The sequence below is a fragment of the Armatimonas rosea genome, assembly GCF_014202505.1.
GTDB classification, from domain to species: Bacteria; Armatimonadota; Armatimonadia; order Armatimonadales; family Armatimonadaceae; genus Armatimonas; species Armatimonas rosea.
Genome location: NZ_JACHGW010000007.1, coordinates 145,170 through 167,139 on the forward strand (window position 1 = coordinate 145,170; position 21,970 = coordinate 167,139).

The 21,970-nt window shown below is 62.3% G+C and carries 22 protein-coding genes; 14 read left to right on the forward strand and 8 right to left on the reverse strand.

Translation table 11 applies throughout. From position 1 onward, the window contains the following. The first annotated feature begins 3 nt into the window (after window positions 1-3). Together HNQ39_RS26800 and HNQ39_RS26805 are read left to right on the forward strand one after the other, a co-directional pair. Window positions 4-897, forward strand: a complete 894-nt coding sequence (locus HNQ39_RS26800) for a quinate 5-dehydrogenase (RefSeq protein ID WP_184203673.1) — start codon at window positions 4-6, stop codon at window positions 895-897. Window positions 898-1,049: 152 nt separating this feature from the next. Continuing rightward, window positions 1,050-2,039, forward strand: a complete 990-nt coding sequence (locus HNQ39_RS26805) for a sialidase family protein (protein ID WP_184203674.1) — start codon at window positions 1,050-1,052, stop codon at window positions 2,037-2,039. Here HNQ39_RS26805 and HNQ39_RS26810 read toward each other — a convergent pair. The 5 genes from HNQ39_RS26810 to kdsA all read right to left on the reverse strand — a co-directional run bounded on the left by HNQ39_RS26810 (window position 2,032) and on the right by kdsA (window position 7,070). Then, window positions 2,032-2,511 (reverse strand): hypothetical protein, encoded by a 480-nt coding sequence (locus HNQ39_RS26810; protein WP_184203675.1) that lies wholly within the window; start codon window positions 2,509-2,511, stop codon window positions 2,032-2,034. The two genes, HNQ39_RS26805 and HNQ39_RS26810, sit on opposite strands and share 8 nt — an antisense overlap. Beyond that, a complete protein-coding gene (recO, locus tag HNQ39_RS26815) occupies window positions 2,501-3,295 on the reverse strand; it encodes a DNA repair protein RecO (RefSeq protein WP_184203676.1) in 795 nt (264 codons plus the stop codon). The genes HNQ39_RS26810 and recO overlap by 11 nt, the downstream gene beginning before the upstream one ends. Window positions 3,296-3,331: 36 nt before the next feature. Further along, on the reverse strand, window positions 3,332-4,321 hold the full coding sequence (locus tag HNQ39_RS26820; RefSeq protein ID WP_184203677.1) for a hypothetical protein: 990 nt from the start codon (window positions 4,319-4,321) through the stop codon (window positions 3,332-3,334). Between the two features lie 6 nt (window positions 4,322-4,327). Beyond that, on the reverse strand, window positions 4,328-6,085 hold the full coding sequence (locus HNQ39_RS26825) for a phosphoenolpyruvate carboxykinase (GTP) (protein ID WP_184203678.1): 1,758 nt from the start codon (window positions 6,083-6,085) through the stop codon (window positions 4,328-4,330). 157 nt (window positions 6,086-6,242) lie between these two features. Then, window positions 6,243-7,070: a 3-deoxy-8-phosphooctulonate synthase gene (gene kdsA / locus HNQ39_RS26830; RefSeq protein WP_184203679.1), complete on the reverse strand. Its 828-nt coding sequence runs from the start codon at window positions 7,068-7,070 to the stop codon at window positions 6,243-6,245. A 19-nt stretch (window positions 7,071-7,089) separates the two neighbouring features. Here kdsA and HNQ39_RS26835 point away from each other — a divergent pair, with 19 nt between their 5' ends. Continuing rightward, window positions 7,090-7,551, forward strand: a complete 462-nt coding sequence (locus tag HNQ39_RS26835; RefSeq protein ID WP_184203680.1) for a PH domain-containing protein — start codon at window positions 7,090-7,092, stop codon at window positions 7,549-7,551. 201 nt (window positions 7,552-7,752) lie between these two features. Here HNQ39_RS26835 and HNQ39_RS26840 read toward each other — a convergent pair whose 3' ends face one another. Genes HNQ39_RS26840 through HNQ39_RS26850 form a run of 3 tightly spaced genes read right to left on the reverse strand, consistent with a single transcriptional unit; the run spans window position 7,753 to window position 11,665 of the window. After that, window positions 7,753-8,457, reverse strand: coding sequence for a basic secretory protein-like protein (locus HNQ39_RS26840; protein ID WP_184203681.1), 705 nt, complete (start codon window positions 8,455-8,457; stop codon window positions 7,753-7,755). 15 nt (window positions 8,458-8,472) lie between these two features. After that, window positions 8,473-9,204, reverse strand: coding sequence for a 3-deoxy-manno-octulosonate cytidylyltransferase (kdsB, locus tag HNQ39_RS26845; protein ID WP_184203682.1), 732 nt, complete (start codon window positions 9,202-9,204; stop codon window positions 8,473-8,475). A gap of 10 nt (window positions 9,205-9,214) precedes the next feature. Beyond that, window positions 9,215-11,665 (reverse strand): alpha/beta hydrolase family protein, encoded by a 2,451-nt coding sequence (locus tag HNQ39_RS26850; protein ID WP_184203683.1) that lies wholly within the window; start codon window positions 11,663-11,665, stop codon window positions 9,215-9,217. Between the two features lie 40 nt (window positions 11,666-11,705). Between HNQ39_RS26850 and HNQ39_RS26855 the strand changes: the two genes are divergently transcribed. The 11 genes from HNQ39_RS26855 (at window position 11,706) to HNQ39_RS26905 (ending at window position 21,962) form a co-directional block, all read left to right on the forward strand. Beyond that, window positions 11,706-12,263: a hypothetical protein gene (locus tag HNQ39_RS26855; RefSeq protein WP_184203684.1), complete on the forward strand. Its 558-nt coding sequence runs from the start codon at window positions 11,706-11,708 to the stop codon at window positions 12,261-12,263. A 9-nt stretch (window positions 12,264-12,272) separates the two neighbouring features. After that, window positions 12,273-12,755 (forward strand): hypothetical protein, encoded by a 483-nt coding sequence (locus tag HNQ39_RS26860; RefSeq protein ID WP_184203685.1) that lies wholly within the window; start codon window positions 12,273-12,275, stop codon window positions 12,753-12,755. Window positions 12,756-12,779: 24 nt separating this feature from the next. Then, entirely contained in the window at window positions 12,780-13,721 is a 942-nt protein-coding gene (locus HNQ39_RS26865) for an RpnC/YadD family protein (protein ID WP_184203686.1), read from the forward strand. Beyond that, on the forward strand, window positions 13,721-14,548 hold the full coding sequence (prmA, locus tag HNQ39_RS26870) for a 50S ribosomal protein L11 methyltransferase (RefSeq protein WP_184203687.1): 828 nt from the start codon (window positions 13,721-13,723) through the stop codon (window positions 14,546-14,548). Before HNQ39_RS26865 ends, prmA begins: the two co-directional genes overlap by 1 nt. Continuing rightward, window positions 14,545-15,660, forward strand: a complete 1,116-nt coding sequence (locus tag HNQ39_RS26875) for a glycosyltransferase family 4 protein (RefSeq protein WP_221290373.1) — start codon at window positions 14,545-14,547, stop codon at window positions 15,658-15,660. The genes prmA and HNQ39_RS26875 overlap by 4 nt, the downstream gene beginning before the upstream one ends. Before the next feature lie 44 nt (window positions 15,661-15,704). Next, the gene (locus tag HNQ39_RS26880; protein ID WP_184203688.1) at window positions 15,705-16,682 is read left to right on the forward strand and encodes an NF038122 family metalloprotease; all 978 of its coding nucleotides are present in this window, start codon (window positions 15,705-15,707) and stop codon (window positions 16,680-16,682) included. Window positions 16,683-16,703: 21 nt separating this feature from the next. After that, entirely contained in the window at window positions 16,704-18,179 is a 1,476-nt protein-coding gene (locus tag HNQ39_RS26885) for a proteasome accessory factor PafA2 family protein (protein WP_184203689.1), read from the forward strand. Window positions 18,180-18,185: 6 nt separating this feature from the next. Beyond that, window positions 18,186-18,476, forward strand: a complete 291-nt coding sequence (locus HNQ39_RS26890) for a hypothetical protein (RefSeq protein WP_184203690.1) — start codon at window positions 18,186-18,188, stop codon at window positions 18,474-18,476. A 71-nt stretch (window positions 18,477-18,547) separates the two neighbouring features. Continuing rightward, window positions 18,548-19,093, forward strand: a complete 546-nt coding sequence (locus tag HNQ39_RS26895; protein WP_184203691.1) for a hypothetical protein — start codon at window positions 18,548-18,550, stop codon at window positions 19,091-19,093. After that, window positions 19,090-19,689 (forward strand): macro domain-containing protein, encoded by a 600-nt coding sequence (locus HNQ39_RS26900; protein ID WP_184203692.1) that lies wholly within the window; start codon window positions 19,090-19,092, stop codon window positions 19,687-19,689. Before HNQ39_RS26895 ends, HNQ39_RS26900 begins: the two co-directional genes overlap by 4 nt. Before the next feature lie 2 nt (window positions 19,690-19,691). Beyond that, the gene (locus tag HNQ39_RS26905; RefSeq protein WP_184203693.1) at window positions 19,692-21,962 is read left to right on the forward strand and encodes a PDZ domain-containing protein; all 2,271 of its coding nucleotides are present in this window, start codon (window positions 19,692-19,694) and stop codon (window positions 21,960-21,962) included. The last annotated feature ends 8 nt before the right edge of the window (window positions 21,963-21,970 follow it).

Sequence of the window (21,970 nt, forward strand, 5' to 3'; positions counted from 1 at the left end):
CGCATGAAGCGTGTTATTTCCCTCTCCTTGGGCTCGTCCAAGCGCGATAAGACGGTCACGGCGGAGTTTTTCGGCGAGACCTTCGAGATTAGCCGCCAGGGTGTCGATGGCGACGAGAAAAAATTCGTGGAGCGCCTCGCGGAGCTGGATGGAACGGTCGATGCGATTGGCTACGGGGGGATGGACCGCTACCTCTGGAGCGAGGGCAAGCGCTATGAGTTCGCGGTCTCCCGAAAGCTGCTCGCAGGCGCAAAAAAGACCCCCGTTCTCGACGGCTCGGGGCTGAAGAACACGCTGGAGCGCGCCGCTGTGGAGTGGTTGCAAGCAAACAATGTCGTGGACTTCAAGAATAAGAAAACTCTGATAGTCTCCGCCGTGGACCGCTTTGGCATGAGCGAGGCGCTGATCGCCTGCGGCGGGCAGATCTGCTTCGGGGATCTGATGTTCGGCCTCGATCTGCCAGTCGGTATCACCAATCCCAAGGTCTTTAAGGTCGTGGCCCGGACACTGCTGCCCATTGTCGTGCAGATGCCGCTCTCCATGCTCTACCCGACCGGCGACAAGCAGAACCATATCGTCCCCAAGTGGGGCAAGTGGTACGCCTGGGCCGACGTGATCGCGGGGGACTTCCTCTACATCCGCCGCCACATGCCCGACGATCTCAAGGGGAAGACCATCCTGACCAACACGACCACCGAGGAGAACCAGAAGGAGCTCAAGGAGCGCGGCGTCAAGCAGCTCATCACCACGACTCCGATCTTCGACGGCCGCTCGTTTGGCACCAACGTGATGGAGGCGATGCTGGTGGCGATCAATGGCGGCAAGGAGATGCAGTCCGAGGAGTACCTCGCGATGCTCCAAAAGCTTGACTGGAAACCCAACGTCATTACCCTGTAATCGCCGATTGGAAATTGGCGTCTGCAATGGCGTCGTTCCTCCGCCGCAAAGCCCGTGCCGGGCTACCGAGCGAATTTTCCAGCCCGGCACGGGCTTTGTGGCCGGAGGTCACTGCAGACGCCGGTTTCCAACCGGCGGCAGGGAGTCGTTTTATGAACCCGTTCCTGATTCTCTCACGCGGCGGTGATGCCGGACCGTACCAGGCGTTTCCCGATCTATGTCGCCTGCGAAACGGTGAGCTCTACTGCGTCTTCTATGCGGGCTATGGCCATGTCTCACTCCCGGACTCGGGCAAGGGGTGGCCGCAAGGAGGACGCATCTGTGCCGTTCGGAGCCGCGACGAGGGCAAGACCTGGAGCGCTCCGGTGACGATCTTCGACGATGCCCTCGACAACCGGGATCCGCATGTCGCGCAGCTCAAGGACGGCTCCCTGGTGTGCTCGTTCTTCTCGCTCAAGCCGGGGACGGGGGGGCGTCCCTACGATGGGGTCGGGACGCAGCTGATTCGCTCCACCGACGGCGGCAAGACCTGGGAGAAAGAGGCCAAGGTTGTCGCGCCGCCCGGCTGGTATGTCTCTGCGCCCGTGCGCCAGCTCCCCGACAAGACCTGCCTGCTGGGGCTCTACTTCTTCGGCGGCGCGGGCAACGAGTACGGCGGCGTGATCCGCTCCACCGACTCCGGGCGCACGTGGAGCGCACCGATCCCCATCGCCGAGAGCCAGAAACTCCCGCTGGACGCCGAGACCGACGTGATCCGTCTCCGTGACGGTGTCCTCCTCGCAGCCCTACGCTCTAGCAAGATCAACCTCCACTTCGCCACGAGCCACGATAGCGGCAAGAGCTGGGGCCCCGCCTGCGACAGCGGCTTCAAGGGCCACGCCCCGCACTTCACCCGGCTCAAAACGGGAGAGATTCTCCTCACCCACCGGCTCCCCAACACCGCGCTCCACGTCAGCCGCGACGATGCCCGCACCTGGGAAGGGCCCCTCGAGATCGACAATGTCATCGGTGCCTACCCGTCTACTGTGGAGCTCAACGACGGCAGCATCTTGGTCGTCTACTACACCGAGGGCGAGGGCAGCCACGTCCGCGCCAAGCGCTTCCGGCTTACTCCGAAAGGGCCAGAGTTTCTTTCTATCTAGGGGCTTCTTCCCGCTCTGCCAATACGCTGAGGACCGCATGGGCGAGCTCAGAAACGTTTGGATGATTGCTGTTCTGGAGGTCTTGGATTCTTGGGATCGCGGATCTAAACTCGCTTGTGATAGCTGTCTCCAGCTCGACCTGTTGCCCAGTGGGCAAAGTGAGTATCTCCGTTTCGACAAAAAAGCAGGGTAAGTCCAAAAAAAGACCGAGGATGCATTTTTGCGTGAAGGGGTTCTCTGTTTGAATAAGAAGGCTTATAAGACACGTGATGGCCGGGAGGGCAATGGGAAAGACAGTGCCGCCATGATCATTACCAACCGCATTTCGAAACCGTTCGGGGAGTGACGCACTACTAAAGCTACCATTACCCTTTAGATCTCGAATCTCTTTCAGGAGCTGTGGGACAAGGCTTGGAGAGCTCCACTCAGGGGCTGGGTAAGCACTCCAGTCAGTCTGATCTTCAAGGAACATTCGCGACTTTCTCCGGTTGCGATTCTCCCAGTCGGTGGGCATCGAGCATTCCGAGGGACTTGATCTCCCGCTCGACCCGGTAGCGCAGGTGGGCGCGGAGGATGCGGTTGATCTCGGTGAGGGCCTCGGTGGGGAGCTCTAGGGCCGCGAGGGACTTGGCATCGGTGAGGAGGGTGAGGCGCTCCAAAAGCAATATAGTCGTGGCGTTGCAGGGCATGGCCTCGGCGTGCAGAAACTCGGTGCAGGGGATGCAGAGTGCTCCGCCGCGCGAGGGCGAGTAGCCGACCGGGGGGTAATCGGTGTCAAACGGGTTGTCACAGCGGATGCACGCCGAGAGCTGGGGCTCGTAGCCGATCTGGGCGAGGAGCTGGAGCTCGTAGGCGTGGAGCGCGGTGTCGGGCTGGGCGGCACGCTGGAGAATGTAGAGAGTGGAGAGGAGCAGGTCGAAGCTCTCGGGGTGCGGGTCGCGCTCCTCCATCACTTTCTCCAGCAGCTCGCAGGCATACGACGCCCGCAAGATTAGCCCGTAGTCCGCCTTGAGCTTGGGGAACGACTCTCGCACCTCCGCCTCGGAGAGCACATCTAGGCTGCTCCCTTCCGCAATGGAAGCCCGCAGGAGCACCAGCGGCTCGGTAGCCCCGGCGAGCTTGGAGGTCGGCTTGCGCGCCCCCTTGGCAACCGCGCGTAGCTTCCCCTTGTCACGGGAGAACAGCGTGACGATCTTATCCTTCTCCCCGAGGGGGATTCGGCGCAGGACAAGGGCGGCGGTCTTATAGGTCGGCACGGTCTGAGTGTACCGTGTTCGAGGAGTGAGGCGCTTTTAGGGAGCTATCCCAACCCGTGGGGTTAGGAGGAGCAGATGGGAGGGATAGGTTTTTCCTTGCTCATGACCGCGAACAAGAATCTCGCCACGGTCATTGATTGCCAGGGCTGCATCAAGGACCCACTTGCCTTGTTGCTCGATACGCCCCTCCAGAAGCGTGGTTCGTCCCTGCTGCCAGACAAAAGGCGAGCTCCAAGGCGCAGTGCTTTGGTGCTTGGCGTCCGTTGGGGGAACGAGGCCCGCATTGCCGACGACGTCCGCACGTTCATTGAGCGCGACGGGGTTCAGGTACGCGATTTCTCCTGAATAGAGGGGGGCAGTGAACTCCTTGACGGTGCCTTTTTGCCAAAAGTAGCCCGTTGCATGGCTTTCCCCGAGAGCTCCGATAATGTCGCCGCGGTCGTTGATCGCTGCGGCTGTCGAGGGGCGGTTGAGCAGTGGCTTTCCCGTTGTGCCACTCCAAAGATAGGCTTGTCGCGCGACAACGCCCACGGCCTGTCCCTGTGCGTTGAGGCCCGTGACGGTGCCTCGTTGATCGCCGGGGAGCAGGGGTGTCCACTTGCCCTCAAACCAGAGTAGCGGGCGCCCGAAAACGGTCAAGGCAAGCTGTCCTTTGGCATTGGCCACGGGATTGCGGAGGTCTTGTTGCCATCGGTTGCCCAGGTCGTAGGTCTTGCCGCGCCAGGTGACTTCCCAGCGCTCTGACTTCCCCTGACCGACTTCAACTAGAGTGGCACCTTCCTCGTGCCAGGCAAGGCGCCGAAAAGTCTTTGCGATGACCTTGCCCTGTGCATCGAGCCAGCCATCGTCGCCTTCCCCAGCATCCTTGAGGGAGTAGAGAGGTCTACCTTTTGGTGGCGGAATCGGAGGCAAGCGGTTATGCTTGACGACCACGGCATCATAGTACTTTGGGAAGAGCAGGGCTCCGGAGAGGGAGATTATTCCCACGACGCAGCCGAGCTCAAGCCACCACCGCTTGCTCAACATAACGCTCTACCCGACGCGTTTTCGGAGCGCGGCGAGCTCGTCGCTGAGTGCAGTGGGGAGCTTGTCGCCGAATTTTTCGAAGTGCTCAGCGATAGCATCGCACTCCTGCGCCCAGCGGTCGTGGTTGACCTCCAAGAGGCGCTCCATGACACCGTCGGCCAGGGAGAGGCCGTCTAGGTTCAGGGCATCGGGCGTGGGGACAGTGCCGATGGGAGTTTCGATGGCTTTGCCCTCGCCCAGAATCCGCTCGCGCATCCAGAGCAGGGGGCGCAGGTTCTCGCCGTAGCCGGGCCAGAGGAAGACACCGTCATCGTCTTTCTGGAACCAGTTGACATGGAAGATCTTGGGCGGGTTCGGGATGCGCTTGCCCAGCTCCAGCCAGTGCGCGAAGTAGTCGCCCATGTGGTAGCCGCAGAAGGGGAGCATCGCCATCGGGTCGCGGCGTAGGACGCCTTGTGCGCCGCCCGCCGCCGCCGTGGTCTGGGACGCCATGGTCGCGCCTAGAAAGACGCCGTGCTCCCAGGAGTTGGCCTCTAAAACCAATGGCATCGTGTCGTTGCGGCGGCCGCCGAAGAGAATCCCGCTGATCGGGACGCCCTGTGGGTCTTCCCAGTGCGGGGAGATGGTCGGGCACTGCTTGGCGGGAGCGGTGAAGCGCGAGTTGGGCTGGGCGAACTTGCCGCCTTCGAGGTCCTGGCCGGGGCGGTGGTTGCCGCGCCAGTCGGTCATCCACTTCGATGCGGGGCCCATTCCCTCCCACCACGGTCGGCCGCCGTCGGTGCGGGCGACATTGGTGAAGAGCGTGTTGGAGCGAATCGTCTCCATCGCCGACGGGTTGGTCTTCTCGCTCGTGCCGGGGGCGACTCCAAAGAAGCCCGCCTCCGGGTTCACCGCCCAGAGCCGGCCATCGTCGCCGATCCGTAGCCACGCGATATCATCACCGACCGTGCGAACCGTCCATCCAGGAAGAATCGACTCCAGCATTGCCAGGTTGGTCTTGCCACACGCCGACGGAAACGCGCCGGTGAAGTAGAGCTTCTCGCCTTGCGGGTCTTCCAGCTCCAGGATCAGCATGTGCTCCGCCAGCCAGCCTTCGTCGCGGGCGATCGCGGAGGCGATACGGAGCGCGAAGCACTTCTTCCCGAGCAGCGCATTGCCACCGTAGCCCGAGTTGATCGAGAGAATCAGCCGCTCCTCGGGGAAGTGGCAGATGTAGCGCTTCTCCGGGTCGAGCTCCGCGGTGGAGTGCAGGCCCGGGACAAAAGCGCCATCGGTGCCCAGTGTCTCCAGCGCCACCGTCCCCATGCGCGTCATGATCCGCATCGAGAGGGCCACATAGGCACTGTCGGTGATCTCGACGCCCACTTTCGAGAACGGCGAGCCCACCGGCCCCATCTGGTAGGGCACGACATACATCGTCCGGCCTTCCATGCAGCCCTCGAAGAGCCCATAGAGCAGCTTTTTGGCCTCGTCGGGGGCCATCCAGTTATTGGTCGGGCCGGCGTCCTCCTTGCTCTGCGAGCAGATAAAGGTCCGGTCTTCCACACGCGCCACATCGTTGGGATTCGAGCGGTGCAGGTAGCAGTTGGGCCAGTCGTCGTTATTGAAGGGGATTAAGTCCTTGGCGGCGACCATGGTCGCGATAAGCCACTGAGCTTCGTCGTCGGAGCCCGTGCACCAGTGAACCCGCTCCGGTTTGCAGAGGTGCGCGCTTTGCTCCACCCAGGCGAGAAGCCCGGCGTGGGAGGTGAGTGATTGATCCATACCCTATCGTAGCATATTGGGACTGTCCTAATCAATAGGCACTATGACAGATTCCATCCCCGGATAATGTAGGCCCGGACAACGCAGAAGCCCGGCCAACGAGTGTCCGGGCTTGAGAGGGCGACGGCTACCTTCGTAGCCAACGGATTGTGTGGGGCTACTGCTTCACGGCGCGCTCGATTGCTTGGAGCGTCTCCAGTAGGCCTGCTAGGCTGGCGAGGGGGAGCATGGTCGCGGCATCGGAGAGGGCTTTCTCGGGCTCGGGGTGGACTTCGAGGAAGAAGGCATCGACCCCAACCGCAGCGGCGGCGCGGGCGAGGTGCGGCACGAACTCCCGCGTCCCCCCCGATGCGGTGCCAAGTCCGCCCGGCTGCTGCACCGAGTGGGTCGCATCGAAGACCACGGGGCAGTTTGTCGCGGTCGCCATCTGCGGCAGGCTGCGGAAGTCCACGATCAGGGTGTTGTAGCCAAAGCTAACCCCCCGCTCGCACACCAAGATGCGCTCGTTGCCCGTGGCCTCGATCTTCTTGACCGCATTGACAATGTCCAGCGGCGCCATGAACTGGCCCTTCTTGACATTGATCGCCTTGCCCGTCTCGCCCGCCGCCACCAACAGATCGGTCTGGCGCGAGAGAAACGCAGGAATCTGAAGAATATCGACATACTCTGCCGCCAGCTTGCAGTGGTCGGGCTCATGGACATCGGTGAGGACGGGCATCCCAAAGTCCTGGCGAATCCCCGCGAGGATCTCCAGCCCCTTCACCGGCCCCTGTCCACGAAACGCCGCCCCCGATGTCCGGTTGGCTTTATCGAAGCTCGCCTTGAAGACATAGGCGATTCCTAGGGCCTCGCAGGTGGCTTTGACGCTCTGGGCGATCTCACGGCAGAGGCTCTCGCTCTCGATCACACACGGCCCCGCGATCAGGGCAAAGGGCAGGCCGCCACCCACGGCGACGGCATCGGAAATAGCAACTTTTCGGGTCATAGCGGTGTCAGTCTACCCGATGCAACAAACACAACAGCCTCTTGAGCAGGTCTATGTCGTGCGGCTGAACCCTCAGCAGCGGAAACAAACGCGCTTTGTTCTCTGGGCAAACTTCTTTGCTCTGCTCCTCAACGCGACCCTGGCCGTCCTGTTCTGGAAGCTCGATACAGGTAAGCCCATGGCCTCGTTGCTGAGTGTCTTCAGTAGCTGTTTGGCGATTGTCTGTGTCGGGCTCTACCGCAAGGGCACCCAGTACCTTACGCTCACCGAGAATGGCTTGGCCTACCAAAACGCGTTTGGAACCCGCACGGTCAACCTGGCCTGGGACGAGATCAAGCGGGTCCGGATCGAGCGGAACTACACCTACACCTGGCTCCGGGTGACCCGCAAAAAAGGCTTCCTCCGCCTGGCGCTCGTCGTCCCCCCCGACCAAGCCGAAGAGATTCTTGCCGAGTGCCAGAAACGGATAGGCCAGAGCTAGAGCTATTTTTCCCGAGGAACGAGTCTGGCCGGAACCACAAGGGTTCCGGCTTAAGAGGGCTACGGGCACCTCCGTGCCCAACAGATTTTGGTGGCTGCGTCTGGTACTCGGTTGGCTGCGAAGGCAGCCGTCGCCCTCTTAAGCCCGGACACTCGTTGGCCGGGCAAATCTGTCCGGGCCTACGTTATCCGGGGATGGCTTCTACCGCGTCTGGTAGGCCACAAACTCGGCCCAGAGGTCGTCGAGCTTCTTGCCGGTGGAGGTCTCGAAGAGGCTGTCGCTGTAGGCGCGGGTCTTCATGGCCTTGTCGAGCTTCTGCACGAGGCCGTGGTCGTACTTGTGGGTGAGGTAGGCGAGGAAGTAGGCCGTCACCCGGTAGGCATCGGTGTACTTGTTCTTCTCCGTGATCTTGGGACGCGGTGCCTCGGGCTCGTAGCGCCACCAGCGGATGTAGTCGGCGATCCCCTCAACCAGCCAGCCGGGGGTGTTGCGGCTACCGGGGTAGGCTTGCACCAGGTGGGTCATCTCGTGGATCATCATCCCAAAGTCGTCGGGGTGGGCGCGCACCCAAGGCACACTCACAAAGATCCCGCCGCCCGTGGCGTAGGCGGGGGCGTCTTGCTTGAGCTGGAAGGTCACCTTGATCGCGCTCATCGGCTTGGCGTCCTGTGTTCCCAGCAGGTTCCAGACAACCGGGTACCACTGCTCCATCAGCTCGCCCGCATGCTTGCCCCACTCGGCAAGATCGGGCGCGACTGTCGTGTCCACGGTTACCTTTGGCGTTGGGACGGACTTGGCAGAGGCCAGGTGGTAGGCCTGCTTGGTGAGTGCATCGCCGGTAGGGTAGGGCGTGACGGGTGGTTGCGCAGTCAAGAGAAGAAGCGTGACGGTGAGGGTGGTGATCATGGTGTTGGGGATTCCTTAGTTTGCAAATAGCGCGCGGACGCGCTCCAGGTCGTCGGGGGTATCCACCGACTCAGGGACACGGTCGGTGAAGACCATCTTGATACGGTAGCCGTGCTCCAGTGCGCGGAGCTGCTCCAGGGACTCGATCTGCTCCAGCGGCGTCCGAGGCAGGGTGGGGAAGGTCTCTAGAAAGTCCCGCCGGTAGGCATAGAGCCCGATGTGCTGGAGCGGCTGGTAGCCCGGCGCATCGGCATTGCGGCGATACGGCAGCGGCGAGCGGGAGAAGTAGAGCGCGTAGCCCGCCTGCGTCAGCACCACTTTCACCACATTGGGATCGTCCTCCCGGCCCGTCGGCAGCGGGCAGCAGAGGCTCGACATCGTGAGGCCGTCGTCGGCAAGAAGCGGCTCCGCGGCGGCATCGATGATCTCCGGGTCGATCAGGGGCTCGTCGCCCTGCACATTGACAATCACCTTGACATCGGGCGCGAGCTGCTGCGCCGCCTCCGCGAGCCGGTCCGTGCCGGTCTGGTGGTCGGCGCGGGTCATGAGGACACTGCCGCCAAAGGCGCGGACGGCATCGGCGATGGCCTGGTCCGGGGTCGCGATAAAGACCTCGTCGATCTTCGACGCGCTCCGGGCGCGCTCCCAGACATGCTGGATCATCGGCTTCCCCGCGATCAGAGCGAGCGGCTTATCGGGGAGGCGCGTCGCCGCCAGACGCGCGGGAATCAGGGCTACAGCTTTCACGGCAGTCAGTTTACCCGATTGGCCCGGCGAAGCGCTCCGCCCAGGTGAGCATCTCCCAGAGGGTGTGCAGGACGCTCTCGCGGGCGCGGTAGCCGTGGCTCTCGTGGGGGAGCAGCACGAGGCGCGCGGTCGCGCCGTGGGCTTGGAGCGCCTGGTAGAACCGCTCGGACTGCACCGTGTGGGTCCCGGGGTTGTTGTCGGCTTGGCCGTGGATCAAGAGAAGGGGGTCCTTGAGCTTATCCGCGTGCGTAAACGGCGAGAGGCGGTGGTAGGTCTCGGCGGCCTCCCAGTACGAGCGGCGCTCGCTCTGGAACCCAAAGGGCGTGAGGGTGCGGTTGTAGGCTCCGGAGCGGGCGATCCCGGCACGAAACAGTCCCGGTGCATGGGCGAGCAGGTTGGCGGTCATGAAGGCACCGTAGCTGTGCCCCCCGACCACGACCCTGCCCGGATCGGCGATCCCACGCTCAGCGAGGGTGTCGATGGCAGCCTTCGCCGCTCCGACAATCTGCTCCGCAAACGTATCGTTCATGGTCTCGGGGTCGCCGACAATGGGCATCGATGCATCCATCAAGACTGCCCAGCCGCGCAGCAGGAACCAGAGTGGGCTCGTTCCCATGAGCCGTGTGAAGGTCTTGTCCGAGCCGCGCACCTGCCCCGCCGTGGCCGCATCGCTGTACTCCTCCGGGTAGGCCCAGAGCAAGAGCGGCAGGTTGGGGCGCGAGTCGGGCGCGATATTCGGCGGTAGGTAGAGCGTCCCCGAGAGCGGCACACCATCGGGGCGCTGGTAGCGCACAAGCTCTTTGTGCAGGCCCGTGACTGCGGGGTGAGGATCGGTAAAGTGGGTCAGCGCGACCCCGTCCACAAAGAAGTTCGTCGGCTCCGTGCGGCTCTGGCGGCTGGTGAGCAGCTTGTCTCCGATAAAGGCGAGGAAGCTCTCAAAGCCCGTGTCCCCGCACTGGAAGAGCCGCTCTTTCTCCCCAGTCTCGAGGTCGAACGAATCCAAGAACGGCCGGTCACCGTCGGGGGTAGCGCCGCGCCCCGCCAGAAAGACCTTGCCGTTGCGGGTATCGAGGACACGCTCTCCGGTGGGCTTCTGGGTCGTGATAAAGCTTCCGGGGTCGCCGTAGGCATCGTTGACCGAGAGATCAAAGAGGGTGGTGCGCTCCTCCCAGGCTCCCCACGTGAAGTAGTAGGTCGTGCGCCAGCGCCGGTCGCGGTCGTACTCGGTCACGATGGCTTTGGCGGGATCGTCGGGCCACTCCCACCCCGCAAACCGATGCGTCAGGCGGAACGACTCACTCCCATTTAGCTCGCTCTCATGAACGGGAGCGTCTTGCTGTCGCTGCGCGACATGAAGGCCTTCGGCCATATTTGGGATGGCCGAAGGCCTTTGTGTCGGAGCCTGCGACGACAGCAAGACGCCCCCCTCCAACGGGGGCGATGCCTTCGGGGGCAGTATAGTGGCGGTCATTACGCGGTCACGGTGTTCGACTTTGGCGAGCGGGTTGCCGCCATCGAGCGCCTCCACCCAGCGCAGGGTCGCCGGGAGGTTGGGCTGCCAGCCGATCCCACGGGGGCCGGTGGGGACGCCCTGCTGTGGCACCTCGTCGGAGATCGGTAGGTCGGCGATTGTGTGCAGGATCGCTCCTGTTGTGGCGTCCCAGACCTCCACGCGGCGGGCGAAGAGATTGTAGGGGACGCGGTAGGAGAACGGCGGCACGAGGCGTGTGACCAGAAGGAAGCGGCCATCGGGCGAGGGCCGGGCGCTGGTGGCGAGCACCGGCTCCCCAACCAGCTCCACGTTGGCGGTGCTAAGCGAGTAGGTTGCGAGCTGAACCGTCGTGAGGTAGGTGAACAGCGCCTCGTCGTGGGGGCTGGTGAGCAGGTCCTGGTAGGTGGCGGCGCGGGTCTGCTTGCCGCTCGCCTCCTGGACAATCGGCCCCTCGGGTGCGGCCAATGGCTGAGGCATCTCGCCCAAGTCCGCTACAAGCGTGAGCAGAAGCGTGTCGTTATCGATCCACTGGATCGGCGCGGAGAGCATGTCCGTCAGCGCGAGTTCAGGGACGACCGTTACCGTCGCGGTCGAGACTGTCCCGATTCCCAGCCCAAGTCCGCCGCCCTCACGCTCCAGAAACAGCGCAAAGCGGCTGCCGTCGTCGCTCCAGACCGGGCTCCCCGGAATTGTCCCCGCGGGCACTCCCGTCACCGTGCGCTCGCTACCATCTGCCGTGCTCAGGAGAGTCAGGGTGGAGTAGCGTGTGTGCCGCTGCGTCCCCGGGCGAGTCGGGTCAAAGCGCACCCCCGCCAGCTTCTCGTAGGGACGAGCCAGATCGGCGATGGGCGGATAGGCCTCGTAGCCAATGAGGAGCAGGTGCGAGCGGTCCGGTGAGAGCGTTGAGAGAGGGGTGAGCGGTGCATCGAGCAGGGCGACGAGCTCGTCACCGGGAGTTTGGTACTGCATTAGAAAGGGATTGTACCTACCAATCACGAACAAAGCCTGCATGACCCCGCGCCAGGTAAGCAAATTCGTTCTCGCCTATGTCGTTACCGTGGGCTATACCATCGTGATGTTTTTGTTTGGCTTCCAGCCGGGAGTTGTTCTTCAGCTCTGGCTCATGCTGCTCTTTCCCGCGCTGGTGTGCTACTTTCTGTTCGCGGTGGTCTCTCTTGTCCGTCGCTGGAAACGAAGAGAAATTTCCCCTGCGCTCCTCGCCCCGCTGGCGATTGGGCTCTTTGGACTCGTCTTTGCAGGGCGCTTGGGCCACGACCAGCGCGAGCGCTACTTTCTTTCGATCCTACCGCAGTGTCAAAACGTGGTGGACGCGGTTCGGAAGAAACAGCCCTATGATCTGTCGTTCTGGCGCGGCTCGGGGATTCGGGTGGACGAAGACCAGCCAGGCAAGGTTGAGATTCTTTTCTTGTGGGGCGGAGGCTTTCCCGTAAAGCACGATGTCCTGGTCTACCTAGAAGATGCGGAAGAATGGAAAACGGGGCAGTTTCGCCGCTCGTGGCCGTCGGGGTATAAGCTAGTAGACCACTGGTACGTGGTCTGGGACTAGGGGGAGAGTTTGTCTAATAAAGCAATTCTAGCCACGGTCACGCGTGTGGTCTGTGGCGTCTTTGCCGGTGGGATGCTGCTGATTGGTGTCGGGGCTGCCTTTTGCGCGGCCTTCACCCAGACCCAGCTCTTGCTTGGGCTCCTGCTCACCTTCTGCGTGGGGTGGGTGGCCTTTCGCCAGCGTGCCTTGATCGCCTTCAACGCCCTCTTCTGGCTCTGCACGCTTCTCATCACCCGCGTCTCGGCACCGTGGCTTCCCTTGGTGACCGCTGTGGAGAGCCTCAAGCCTGGCACGCCACGCGCTGAAGTCGTGGCTCGCCTGAAGCCTTGGGTGCACGAGAGCCAGGTTCCGCTTGGGCCAGACGGGAGTGGCTGTGCCCAGCTTCACCAGCGGGTGGAGGAGGGCTTTCAGTCCCTCATCTGTCCCCCTGAGGCAGTCATCGTCTCGTTTCGTGCGAATCGCCTGGAGGCAATCCAGCTCTACTGCGATTGAGAGTGCCTGCGGTAGAATAGGCTGATGGCGGGACAAAAAGATCAGGTTTTTAAAGAGCTTTTGAAGGAGTTCTTCCCTGACTTTATCGAGCTGTTTTATCCACAGATTGCGGCACAGCTTGACTGGAGCACCCTACGATTTCTCGACAAGGAGACCTTCACCGACTTCCCACGTGGCGAGCAACACGAAGCCGATATTGTTACCGAGGTAAAGACCCACGAGGGGACACCGGAGCTCATCCTAGTACACGTTGAGATCGAGAGCCGCCGCCGCCCCGTTAGCTTTCCAGAGCGAATGCGCGACTATTATTTTCTTCTGCGCCGCCGCTATTCGCTACCGATCCTGCCCATCGTGCTGTATCTTTCTCCTGGAGCGGGTGGATTGGTGGTGGAGACAGTTCGGGAATCGCTCTTTGGCCTGGATATACTTACCTTTCACTACCTTGCCGTGGGGCTCCCCGACTTGGAAGCACAGGACTACGAGGCCAAGCCCAATCCTTTGGGGGCCGTGCTCTCGGCTTGGATGCGCTCAACCGAGACGCGCAAGGTCGTGCGCTGGCTTCGGGTACTACGACGGTTAGTGGCGTTGCCACTGAATCCCGCCCAGCAGGCGCTCGCCGCGAGTGTGGTGGAGCTTGGACTTCCTCTCACAAAAGAGGAGCAGATGGAACTACAACAACAAACAGATCAAGAACCAGAGGTATCAGAAATGACAACGATCTTTGAACGCTGGGGTTTGGAAAAGGGACTTGAACAAGGGCTTGAGCAAGGACTTGTGCAGGGACGGGAGCAGGGGGTACAGGAAGGCTTGAAGGCCGCTGTGCTGCGGCTCGCCACGCTGCGTTTTGGGAGCCTCTCGGAGCCTATCCAGCAGCGGATTCTTGGCATGACGAGCGACACGGAGCTAAACGGGGTGCTGGAGCGGGTTCTTACAGCGCCTACACCAGAAGGGTTATTTACCAACTAATGCGCTGGGCAGAGATTGAGATTGCGGTGGTGGGCGATGAGCAGGAGCACTATGCGGCGCTGCTCACCGAGATTGCGGGCTGTCAGGGCTGGAGCGGCGACTCCAGCGCGGTGCGGGGCTACCTGCCCGTGGACGAGCGCTTGGAGGGCTCGCTCTTGGCGCTACGCGAGGCGGCGGGGCGCGAGGTGACGATCCGCTTTGTGCAGGAAGAGGACTGGGCCAACGCCTGGAAGCAGTACTTCAAGCCCCAGCGGATTGGGGAGCACATTATCATCAAGCCCAGCTGGGAGGAGTTCGCTCCCGAGCCAGGCGATTTGGTGGTGGAGATGGACCCCGGCATGGCGTTTGGAACCGGTCTGCACGCGACGACTCGGCTCTGCCTGCGGGCGCTGGAGAGCCATGTCACGGGCGGCGAGACGGTCGCGGATGTAGGGACGGGCTCGGGGATTCTGGGGATCGCGGCGGTGCTGCTGGGAGCACAGAAGGCGATCTGTACCGATATCGACCCGCTGGCTGTGCGAATTGCGCGGGAGAATATCGAGCGTAACCAGATGGAGGGAAGAGTGGAGGCTGTGGAGGCGACCCTGCCACCTCCCGGCGAGTTTGAGATTGTCGTGGCCAATATCCTCCCCGATGTGATCCTCGGCATGGCCGAGGAGCTGGTCGCGGCCACGAAACCCGGTGGCCTGCTCATTGTCTCCGGCATCATCGAGAGCCGCACCGACGATGTGAAAGCGGGGCTGAGCGCGCTCGGGTTGACGGTCTTGTCGGTGGCGACGGAGGGAGAGTGGGTCGCGATCCTTGCGCGACGTCAGGGCGGGCTATGAGCAAGACTGTCGTCCTGGTGATGCCGCTGGGCAATGCACGCGGTGGCGGCGAGCAGATGCTCCTGCACCTGGTGCGCGAGGGACGTGGCCTCGGCATTCGCTGGCATGTCGTCTTCCTCGAAGAGGGCGAGATGCCGGAGATGATCCGTGCCCTAGGTGTCGGAGTCGATGTCTTCGAGGCGGGGCGCATGCGCGAGGTGCACAAGCTCCTCCTCACCGCTCAGAAGATCGCCCGGGTCGCCCGCCGCGAGAAGGCCGACCTGATCCTGGGCTGGATGGGGACAGCCCATCTCTACGGGGGGCCGGCCGCACGGCTCGCCGGTATCCCCGCGGCGTGGTACCAGCTCGATGTCCCGCGCAACCCCGGCGGGATCGATAAGGTCGCGGCCCGCATTCCCGCCCGCTTTATCCTCACGCTCTGCAAAGATGGCTTCGAGGCACAGAAGAAGCTCGCAGGTTCGGCCACGGTGCACCTTGTCTATCCCGGTGCGGAGCTCAATCGCTTCGACACCACGGCTCTCCCGACGGTCGCGGAGGCACGTACCCAGCTTGGCCTGCCACTGGACCGCCCGGTGATTGGGATTGTGGGGCGGCTCCAGCACTGGAAGGGAATGCACACGCTCATTGGAGCCATGCCGAAGATTCTGGAGCGCCATCCCAACGCCCTCGCGGTGATTGTCGGAGGCCAGCACGCCTTTGAGCCGGAGTACGAGGGCCAGCTCAAGCACCAGATCCAGCAGCTGGGGCTGGAAAACTCTGTGCAGATGGCCGGCTTCCAGCGCGAGGTTCCGCTCTGGATGCAGGCCTTTGATATCTTTGTCCACGCGTCGCAGCGTGAGCCCTTTGGGATCGTCATCGTGGAGGCGATGGCCCTGGGAAAGCCGGTGATCGCCGCCAACGAGGGCGGGCCGACCGAGATCATCACCCCCGGTGTTCATGGGCTCCTCACGCCCTTCGACGATGCCCCGGCCCTCGCAAGCGCGGCGGTCTCGCTCCTTGATGATCCCGTAATGGCTCGGGAGCTTGGCGAGGCGGCCCAGCGTCGCGCCCAGGACTTTTCCACCCAGCGCTATGCCCAGAACTTAGTGAAAACAGTGCTCGGAATTATTTAGAATCCTACGCATCCGTCGCAATAAATCCATGTAATAATGCCGGCATGAAGACTCTGAGACCTATTGTTTCGCTTGCAGGCATTGTTGCACTTTGCTCACTCTCCACACCAAGCCACGCACTGACGATCAACTTCACCTACGATGCCTCGGTCGCCGCGAACTTTAATGGGTCTGTGGCTCGTCCCAACAACACCTTCGCGAACTTCCAGTCCGCGGCCAACAAAGCCGCACTCGCCTTTACAAGTGTCTTCAACGACCCGATCAATGTCAATATCACGATGTCCGCCGCTGCGGGGACCTCTATCCTAGGGCAGAGCGAGACCTCTATCTTCCAGGTGAGCTACACAGACCTACGAAACGCTGTCGTGGCAGATGCAACGTCTGCGGACGACTCTCTTGCGATTGGGGCGACGGGCTCTCTAGTGGCGGCGGATCCCAATGTCGGCGGTGCCTGGTGGGTAACCAAGGCGCAGCGTAAGGCCCTTGGGCTGGCTGTCGATGACACGAACAACGATGGAATCTGCACGTTTGGGGAGGGCTTCACCTACGACTTCGATCCCAGTAATGGAATTACGGCGGGGCAGTATGACCTTGTCGGGGTGATGATGCACGAGATCTCCGAGGTCATGGGGCGTATTGGAATCTCCCTCGGGGCGGTTGGTGCTGCTACGAACTCCGTGACCTTGCTGGATAACTTTAGCTACTCGTCGGCGGGTGTTAAGGCACTGGGTAACCCTGCGGGCAACTACTTCTCGATCGATCGGGGAACCACAAACCTCAAGGAGTTCAATAGTGTCCCCGGCGGCGATACCCGCGACTGGGCCAGTGGCTCCAACGATGCCTTCAATGCCTTCAGTAGCTCTGGGGTGGTCAATCCCTTGACCGCCGTGGGGATTCAGTCCATGGATGTGATCGGCTACACGCTCATTCCCACCGCGACTCCTGAGCCTGGGACTCTTGCCCTCGTGGCGCTGGGGGGATTTGCCGGATTGCTGCTCACGCGGCGAAACAGAACTGCCTGAAAATCGGATACAATCTAGGGCATGGAGCGACGTATCTTTGGGATCGAGACCGAGTTTGGGTGCATGGTGCGCGACGATGCAGCCGGAACCCCGGAGCAGGTTGTAGAAGCGGTTAAGAACCACTGTTTTTACCAGAAACGCTGGGGGCTCATCGACCTCCATGCCCGTGACTACTCTTTTGAACCCGCCCGAAGCGGCGGGTTTCTTCTTAACGGGGGGCGGCTCTATATCGACGCGGTCGGGGACCACGAGGAGTACGCGACCCCCGAGTGCACCGATATCTTCGATGTCTGCCGCTACAACAAGGCAGGGCAGTGGATTGTCCAGAGCCTGCTCAACGACCTCGGCCTCTCGGAGATCGCCTCGTTTCACAACAACTCCGTGGATCACTTCGGCGGCCATACGTTTGGTTGCCACGAGAACTACCTGGTGGAGATGCACGATGAAGACTTCTTCCGTGCGAGCTTCAACTACCTCCTGCCGTTTCTGGTGACCCGCCAGATCTTCGCGGGAGTCGGGCGCGTGGGCGGCCACCGGCTGAATTTTTCGTCGATGAAAAACTCCGTGATGACCATCTCGGACTACGATGTGGACTACCAGTGGGTGAGCAACTTCTACGGAGTCGAGATCGACCCGACAGTCGACTTCCAGCTCTCCCAGCGCGCCGACCACATTGTCAAGACCATCTCCAGCCGCGTGCGCTTCAACCGCGCGATCATCAACCCCAAGTGGGACAGCTACTACAACTTCTCCAACCTCCACCGCCTGCACATTCTCTACGGCGAGGGCAATATGTCCGACTACGCCACGGCGCTGAAAGTGGGCACCACGTGTGTCGTGCTCTCGCTGGTCGAGGACGGCCTACTGGGCACCGAGGTCGAGATCCGCGACCCGCTGGAGACCCTGCGCTCGGTGAGCCGGGACCCGAGCTGGAAGTGGCTGGTCAAGCGCAAGAGCGGCGGGACGATCAAGGCGGTCGACCTGCAGCGCATCTATCTGGAGGCGGCCAAGAAGCGCCTCGCCGGTGTCGATACCCAGACCGACTGGGTGCTCCGCGAGTGGGAGGCCACCCTCGATGCCCTGGAGACCAACCCGCTCACCCTTGCCAACAAGCTGGACTGGGTCGCCAAGCACAAGATCTACACCGAGTTCATGAAGGAAGAGGGGGTCGGCTGGCACGACGATGTGATGCAGAGCCTGGATATCGAGTACCACAACGCCAACCGCAGCCAGAGCCTCTTCTACGGCCTAGAGGAGCTCGGGGAGATGGAGCGCCTGGTCACCGATGCCGAGATCGCCGAAGCGACGGTCGCCGCGCCACAGAACACCCGCGCCGCCGCCCGCGCCGATATCATCAAGAAGCTCCTCGATAAAAAGTCCAAGGACTACGTCATCGACTGGGACCTCGTCTACCTGGCGAAAAACCGCCACCTCGACCTCAAGAACCCCTTCGATACCTACCTAAAAGAGGCGGAAACCTTCACCAAGGGAATGTAAGGGCGCTTGAAAAAGGCAATTCCAGCAGTACTACGACTGATGCTTCTCTTTTGCATCGGAGTGGTCTGTACCTGGATTGCCTGGTTTCCCGTGGGAATGGGAACGGGGGGAGCACCCGGTCTGATGCGCCCTCTTTATTGGCAAGCCCTCGGTACGAACTTCGCGCCCTTGATCATTCTCTCAGTGGCGAACTGGTTTCTCGCCGAGAACCGTAAAGCCAACCTGGTCGCATTGCTTGCCTTTCCTGTACTCTACAATTTCCTCATTGCCTATTCCGTTTGGGGATTTCAACCGTGAGCTGCGTACTGAGGTCGACAGGATGAAAATCTATCTGGTAGCAGTGGAGGTGCCACTGTATGAGATATTTTATGCCCATTCTCATTGAATCTTTGCTCCCGCCGTGGAAACTTGTCCAAACTTGGGGCGTCGGTGGGCTACTCGGGGTGGGCTACGCGCCGGGAACGGACTTACTTTTGGTAGGCTCTCACGATGGGCTTGGGGTTTTTGACGTCCTCAAAGGTGAGCGAATCGCTCGGGAGCGTGAGGCAGAGGGCTATCCGGACGAGAGCACTTTACTTCTGGAGGGAATTGGGCTGCTGGCGGGACAGAGGATTCGAACGGCCGGGCTTCATGGTGGCGGTCTTCCACTCGGGGCGGGCGATGGAATCTGGCATCTAGAGCTGGAACCCGCGATCTATTCTGGGGACTATGCGCCGTATCGCGGAAAGGCCTGCTGGCAGATTCGGCTGATTGACGGGCGCTCCTGGGTTGGCCGCGAAGGACGCCATCTGAAAACCTGCCTGCTCTACCAGTCTTTTGATTTCCGAGCGACAGGCTTCTCTGAGACGGGCAAGAGCTTTATTATCGCGACAAGTAGCGATCTCTGGATGTTTTCGCGAGAAGAGGCAGTATGAAAATCTATCTGGTGGCGGTGGAAGCACCGCTGTACGAGGCGTTTCTGTCCCACTGTGGGGATCTAGAGTTCGTTTCCGTAAAGTTTGGCTCTATCCTGGACCTCGCCGTGGACGCCGTGGTCTCGCCGGCCAATAGCTACGGGTTCATGGACGGTGGCATCGACTTTCTCTACTCGCAGTTCTTTGGCTGGGAGGTGGAGGCGCGGCTGCAAAAGGCGATTCGGGAGAAGCACCACGGCGAGCTCCTGGTGGGGCAGGCAGAGCTGGTGGCGACCGAGCACGCGCAGATTCCCTGGCTGATCGCCGCCCCGACCATGCGTGTCCCCATGATCCTCACCGACTCCGTGAACCCGTTTCTGGCGGCGCGGGCGGCGTTAAGAGTGGCGCTTGAGGCGGGGCTGGAGAGTGTGGCGTTTCCGGGGCTGGGGACGGGAGTCGGGCGGGTGGGCGCGGCGACCTGTGCCCACCAAATGCGCCAGGCGCTTGGGGAGGTGCTGCTCGGGGAGGGGCACTTTCCGCGCACCTGGGCGGAGGCATCCGACCGGCACCAGGGGCTCTACACCGCGCGGCGGCGCAATCTGCAGAAGGAGAGCTAGGCATGGCGGAGTTTTTTGTGGCACCGGGTGGCGTCGATAGTAATGCAGGGACCAAGGCGCGCCCGTTTGCAACCCTCGCACGGGCGCAGGAGGCGGCGCGCAAGGCGGGCGGCGGGACAGTGACGTTGCGTGCGGGAACGTACTACCTGCCCGAGACCCTTGTGCTTACGGAGCGGGACTCGGGGACGACCTGGCGGGCGGCGAGGGGCGAGGAGGCGGTGGTGAGCGGCGGGACGAAGCTAGACCTCGCCTGGGAGCCGTCTCGGGGAGGGATCTGGAAGGCGGCAACCCCCGCGGGGCTGACGCTCGACCAGCTCTTTGTCAATGGCGAGCGCCAGCACATGGCCCGCTACCCGAACTTTGACCCCAGTGTGCGCCACTTCAACGGCTACGCCGCCGATGCCTTCTCCAAAGAGCGCGCCAGCCGCTGGGCCAACCCGACCGGCGCATTTCTCCATGCCATGCACCGCCATGAGTGGGGCGATTTTCACTACCGGGTCACGGGGAAGAACGCCGATGGCACCCTAGCCTACGAGGGCGGCTGGCAGAACAACCGTCGCCTTGGGATGCACGAGACCTTTCGGATGGTGGAGAATGTCTTCGAGGAGCTGGACGCGCCCGGCGAGTGGTTCCACGACGAAAAAGCAAATCTGCTCTACTTCTACCCGCCTGAGGGGCTGGCGCTGAAAACCGCAGTGGTGGAGGCCGTGCGCCTGCGCCACTTGGTGGAGCTGCGGGGAACCTCCCGCGTTGCGCTTCGTGGCCTGACCTTTCGTCATGCGGCGCGGACCTTTATGGACAACAAGGAGCCGCTCCAGCGGAGCGACTGGACCTGCTACCGCGGCGGCGCGCTCTATCTCACCGGCACCGAGAGCTGCACGATCGAGGACTGCCTGCTCGACCAGCTCGGGGGCAATGCGATCTTTGTCAGTGGGAAGAACCGCAGGGTCACGGTCCGTGGTTGCCATATTGTCAAGGCAGGTGCCAACGGGGTCGCGTTTATCGGCGAGGCGGCGGCTGTCCGCAGCCCGCTCTTTGAGTACGGCGAGCGCCAGACCCTCGCGGCGCTCGACCGCACCCCCGGCCCCAAGACCGACGATTTCCCCACCGACTGCTTGGTGGAGGACTGCCTGATCCACGAGACGGGCCGGGTGGAGAAGCAGACCGCGCCTGTACAGATCGAGATCGCCCGCCGGATCACGGTTCGTCACTGCTCCCTCTACGATGTGCCGCGCGCCGGGCTCAATATCGGCGATGGCTGCTTTGGCGGCCACGTGGTCGAGCACTGCGATATCTTCAACACCGTCCTGGAGACCGGCGACCACGGCTCGTTCAACTCCTGGGGGCGGGACCGCTACTGGGGCCTCAAGGATGTCGACCTCAATACCGTCACCCTGGGCGAGAACCGAAACCTGCCCCTGCTCGATGTGGTCGAGCCCAATATCCTGCGCAACAACCGCTGGCGCTGCGACCACGGCTGGGACATCGACCTCGATGATGGCTCGTCCCACTACGAGCTCCGCAACAACCTCTGTCTCCACGGGGGAATCAAGCTGCGCGAGGGCTTCTACCGGGTCTGCGAGAACAATGTGATGGTGAACAACTCGTTCCATCCGCATGTGTGGTACGGCAACAGCCAGGATGTCTTTCGGCGCAATATTGTCTTTTCCAGCTACAAGCCCATTGGGATGAAGGCGCCCTGGGGCAAGGAGTGCGACACCAACCTCTGGCACGTGCCGGGGCAAAAGACGCCGCTCCCCGCCACCGAGCTCCAGAAACAAAATGGCGCGGAGGCGCACTCTATCCAAGCGGATGCCCAGTTCGTCAACCCCACCCGCGGCGACTACCGGGTCAAGCCTGGCTCGCCGGCCTTGGCGCTAGGGTTTGTCAACTTCCCAATGGACGCGTTTGGTGTCCGCAAGCCCGCCCTCAAGGCGCTTGCCAAGACCCCTGAGCTTCCCGTCAATGGTGCGACGGAGGCGAACACGCTCCGCACCGCCGCACCGCGGACCTGGCTCGGGGCGCGGGTGAAGAACATTGTCGGCTTGGGAGAGGTCTCTGCCTATGGCCTGCCTGGTGAGTCGGGCGTGCTCGTGCTCGCCGTGCCCGTGACGAGCCCCTTGGCACGGGCGGGGGTGAAAAACAACGACGTGATTGTTGCGCTTGGAGACAAGCGCATCGCGACCACGGCGGACCTCCCTACAACTCTAAGTGCCACAAAGGTGACTTTCTACCGAGATCAGCAGCGGCTTGTCCGTGAGCTGGTGCTGTGACGAGGAAA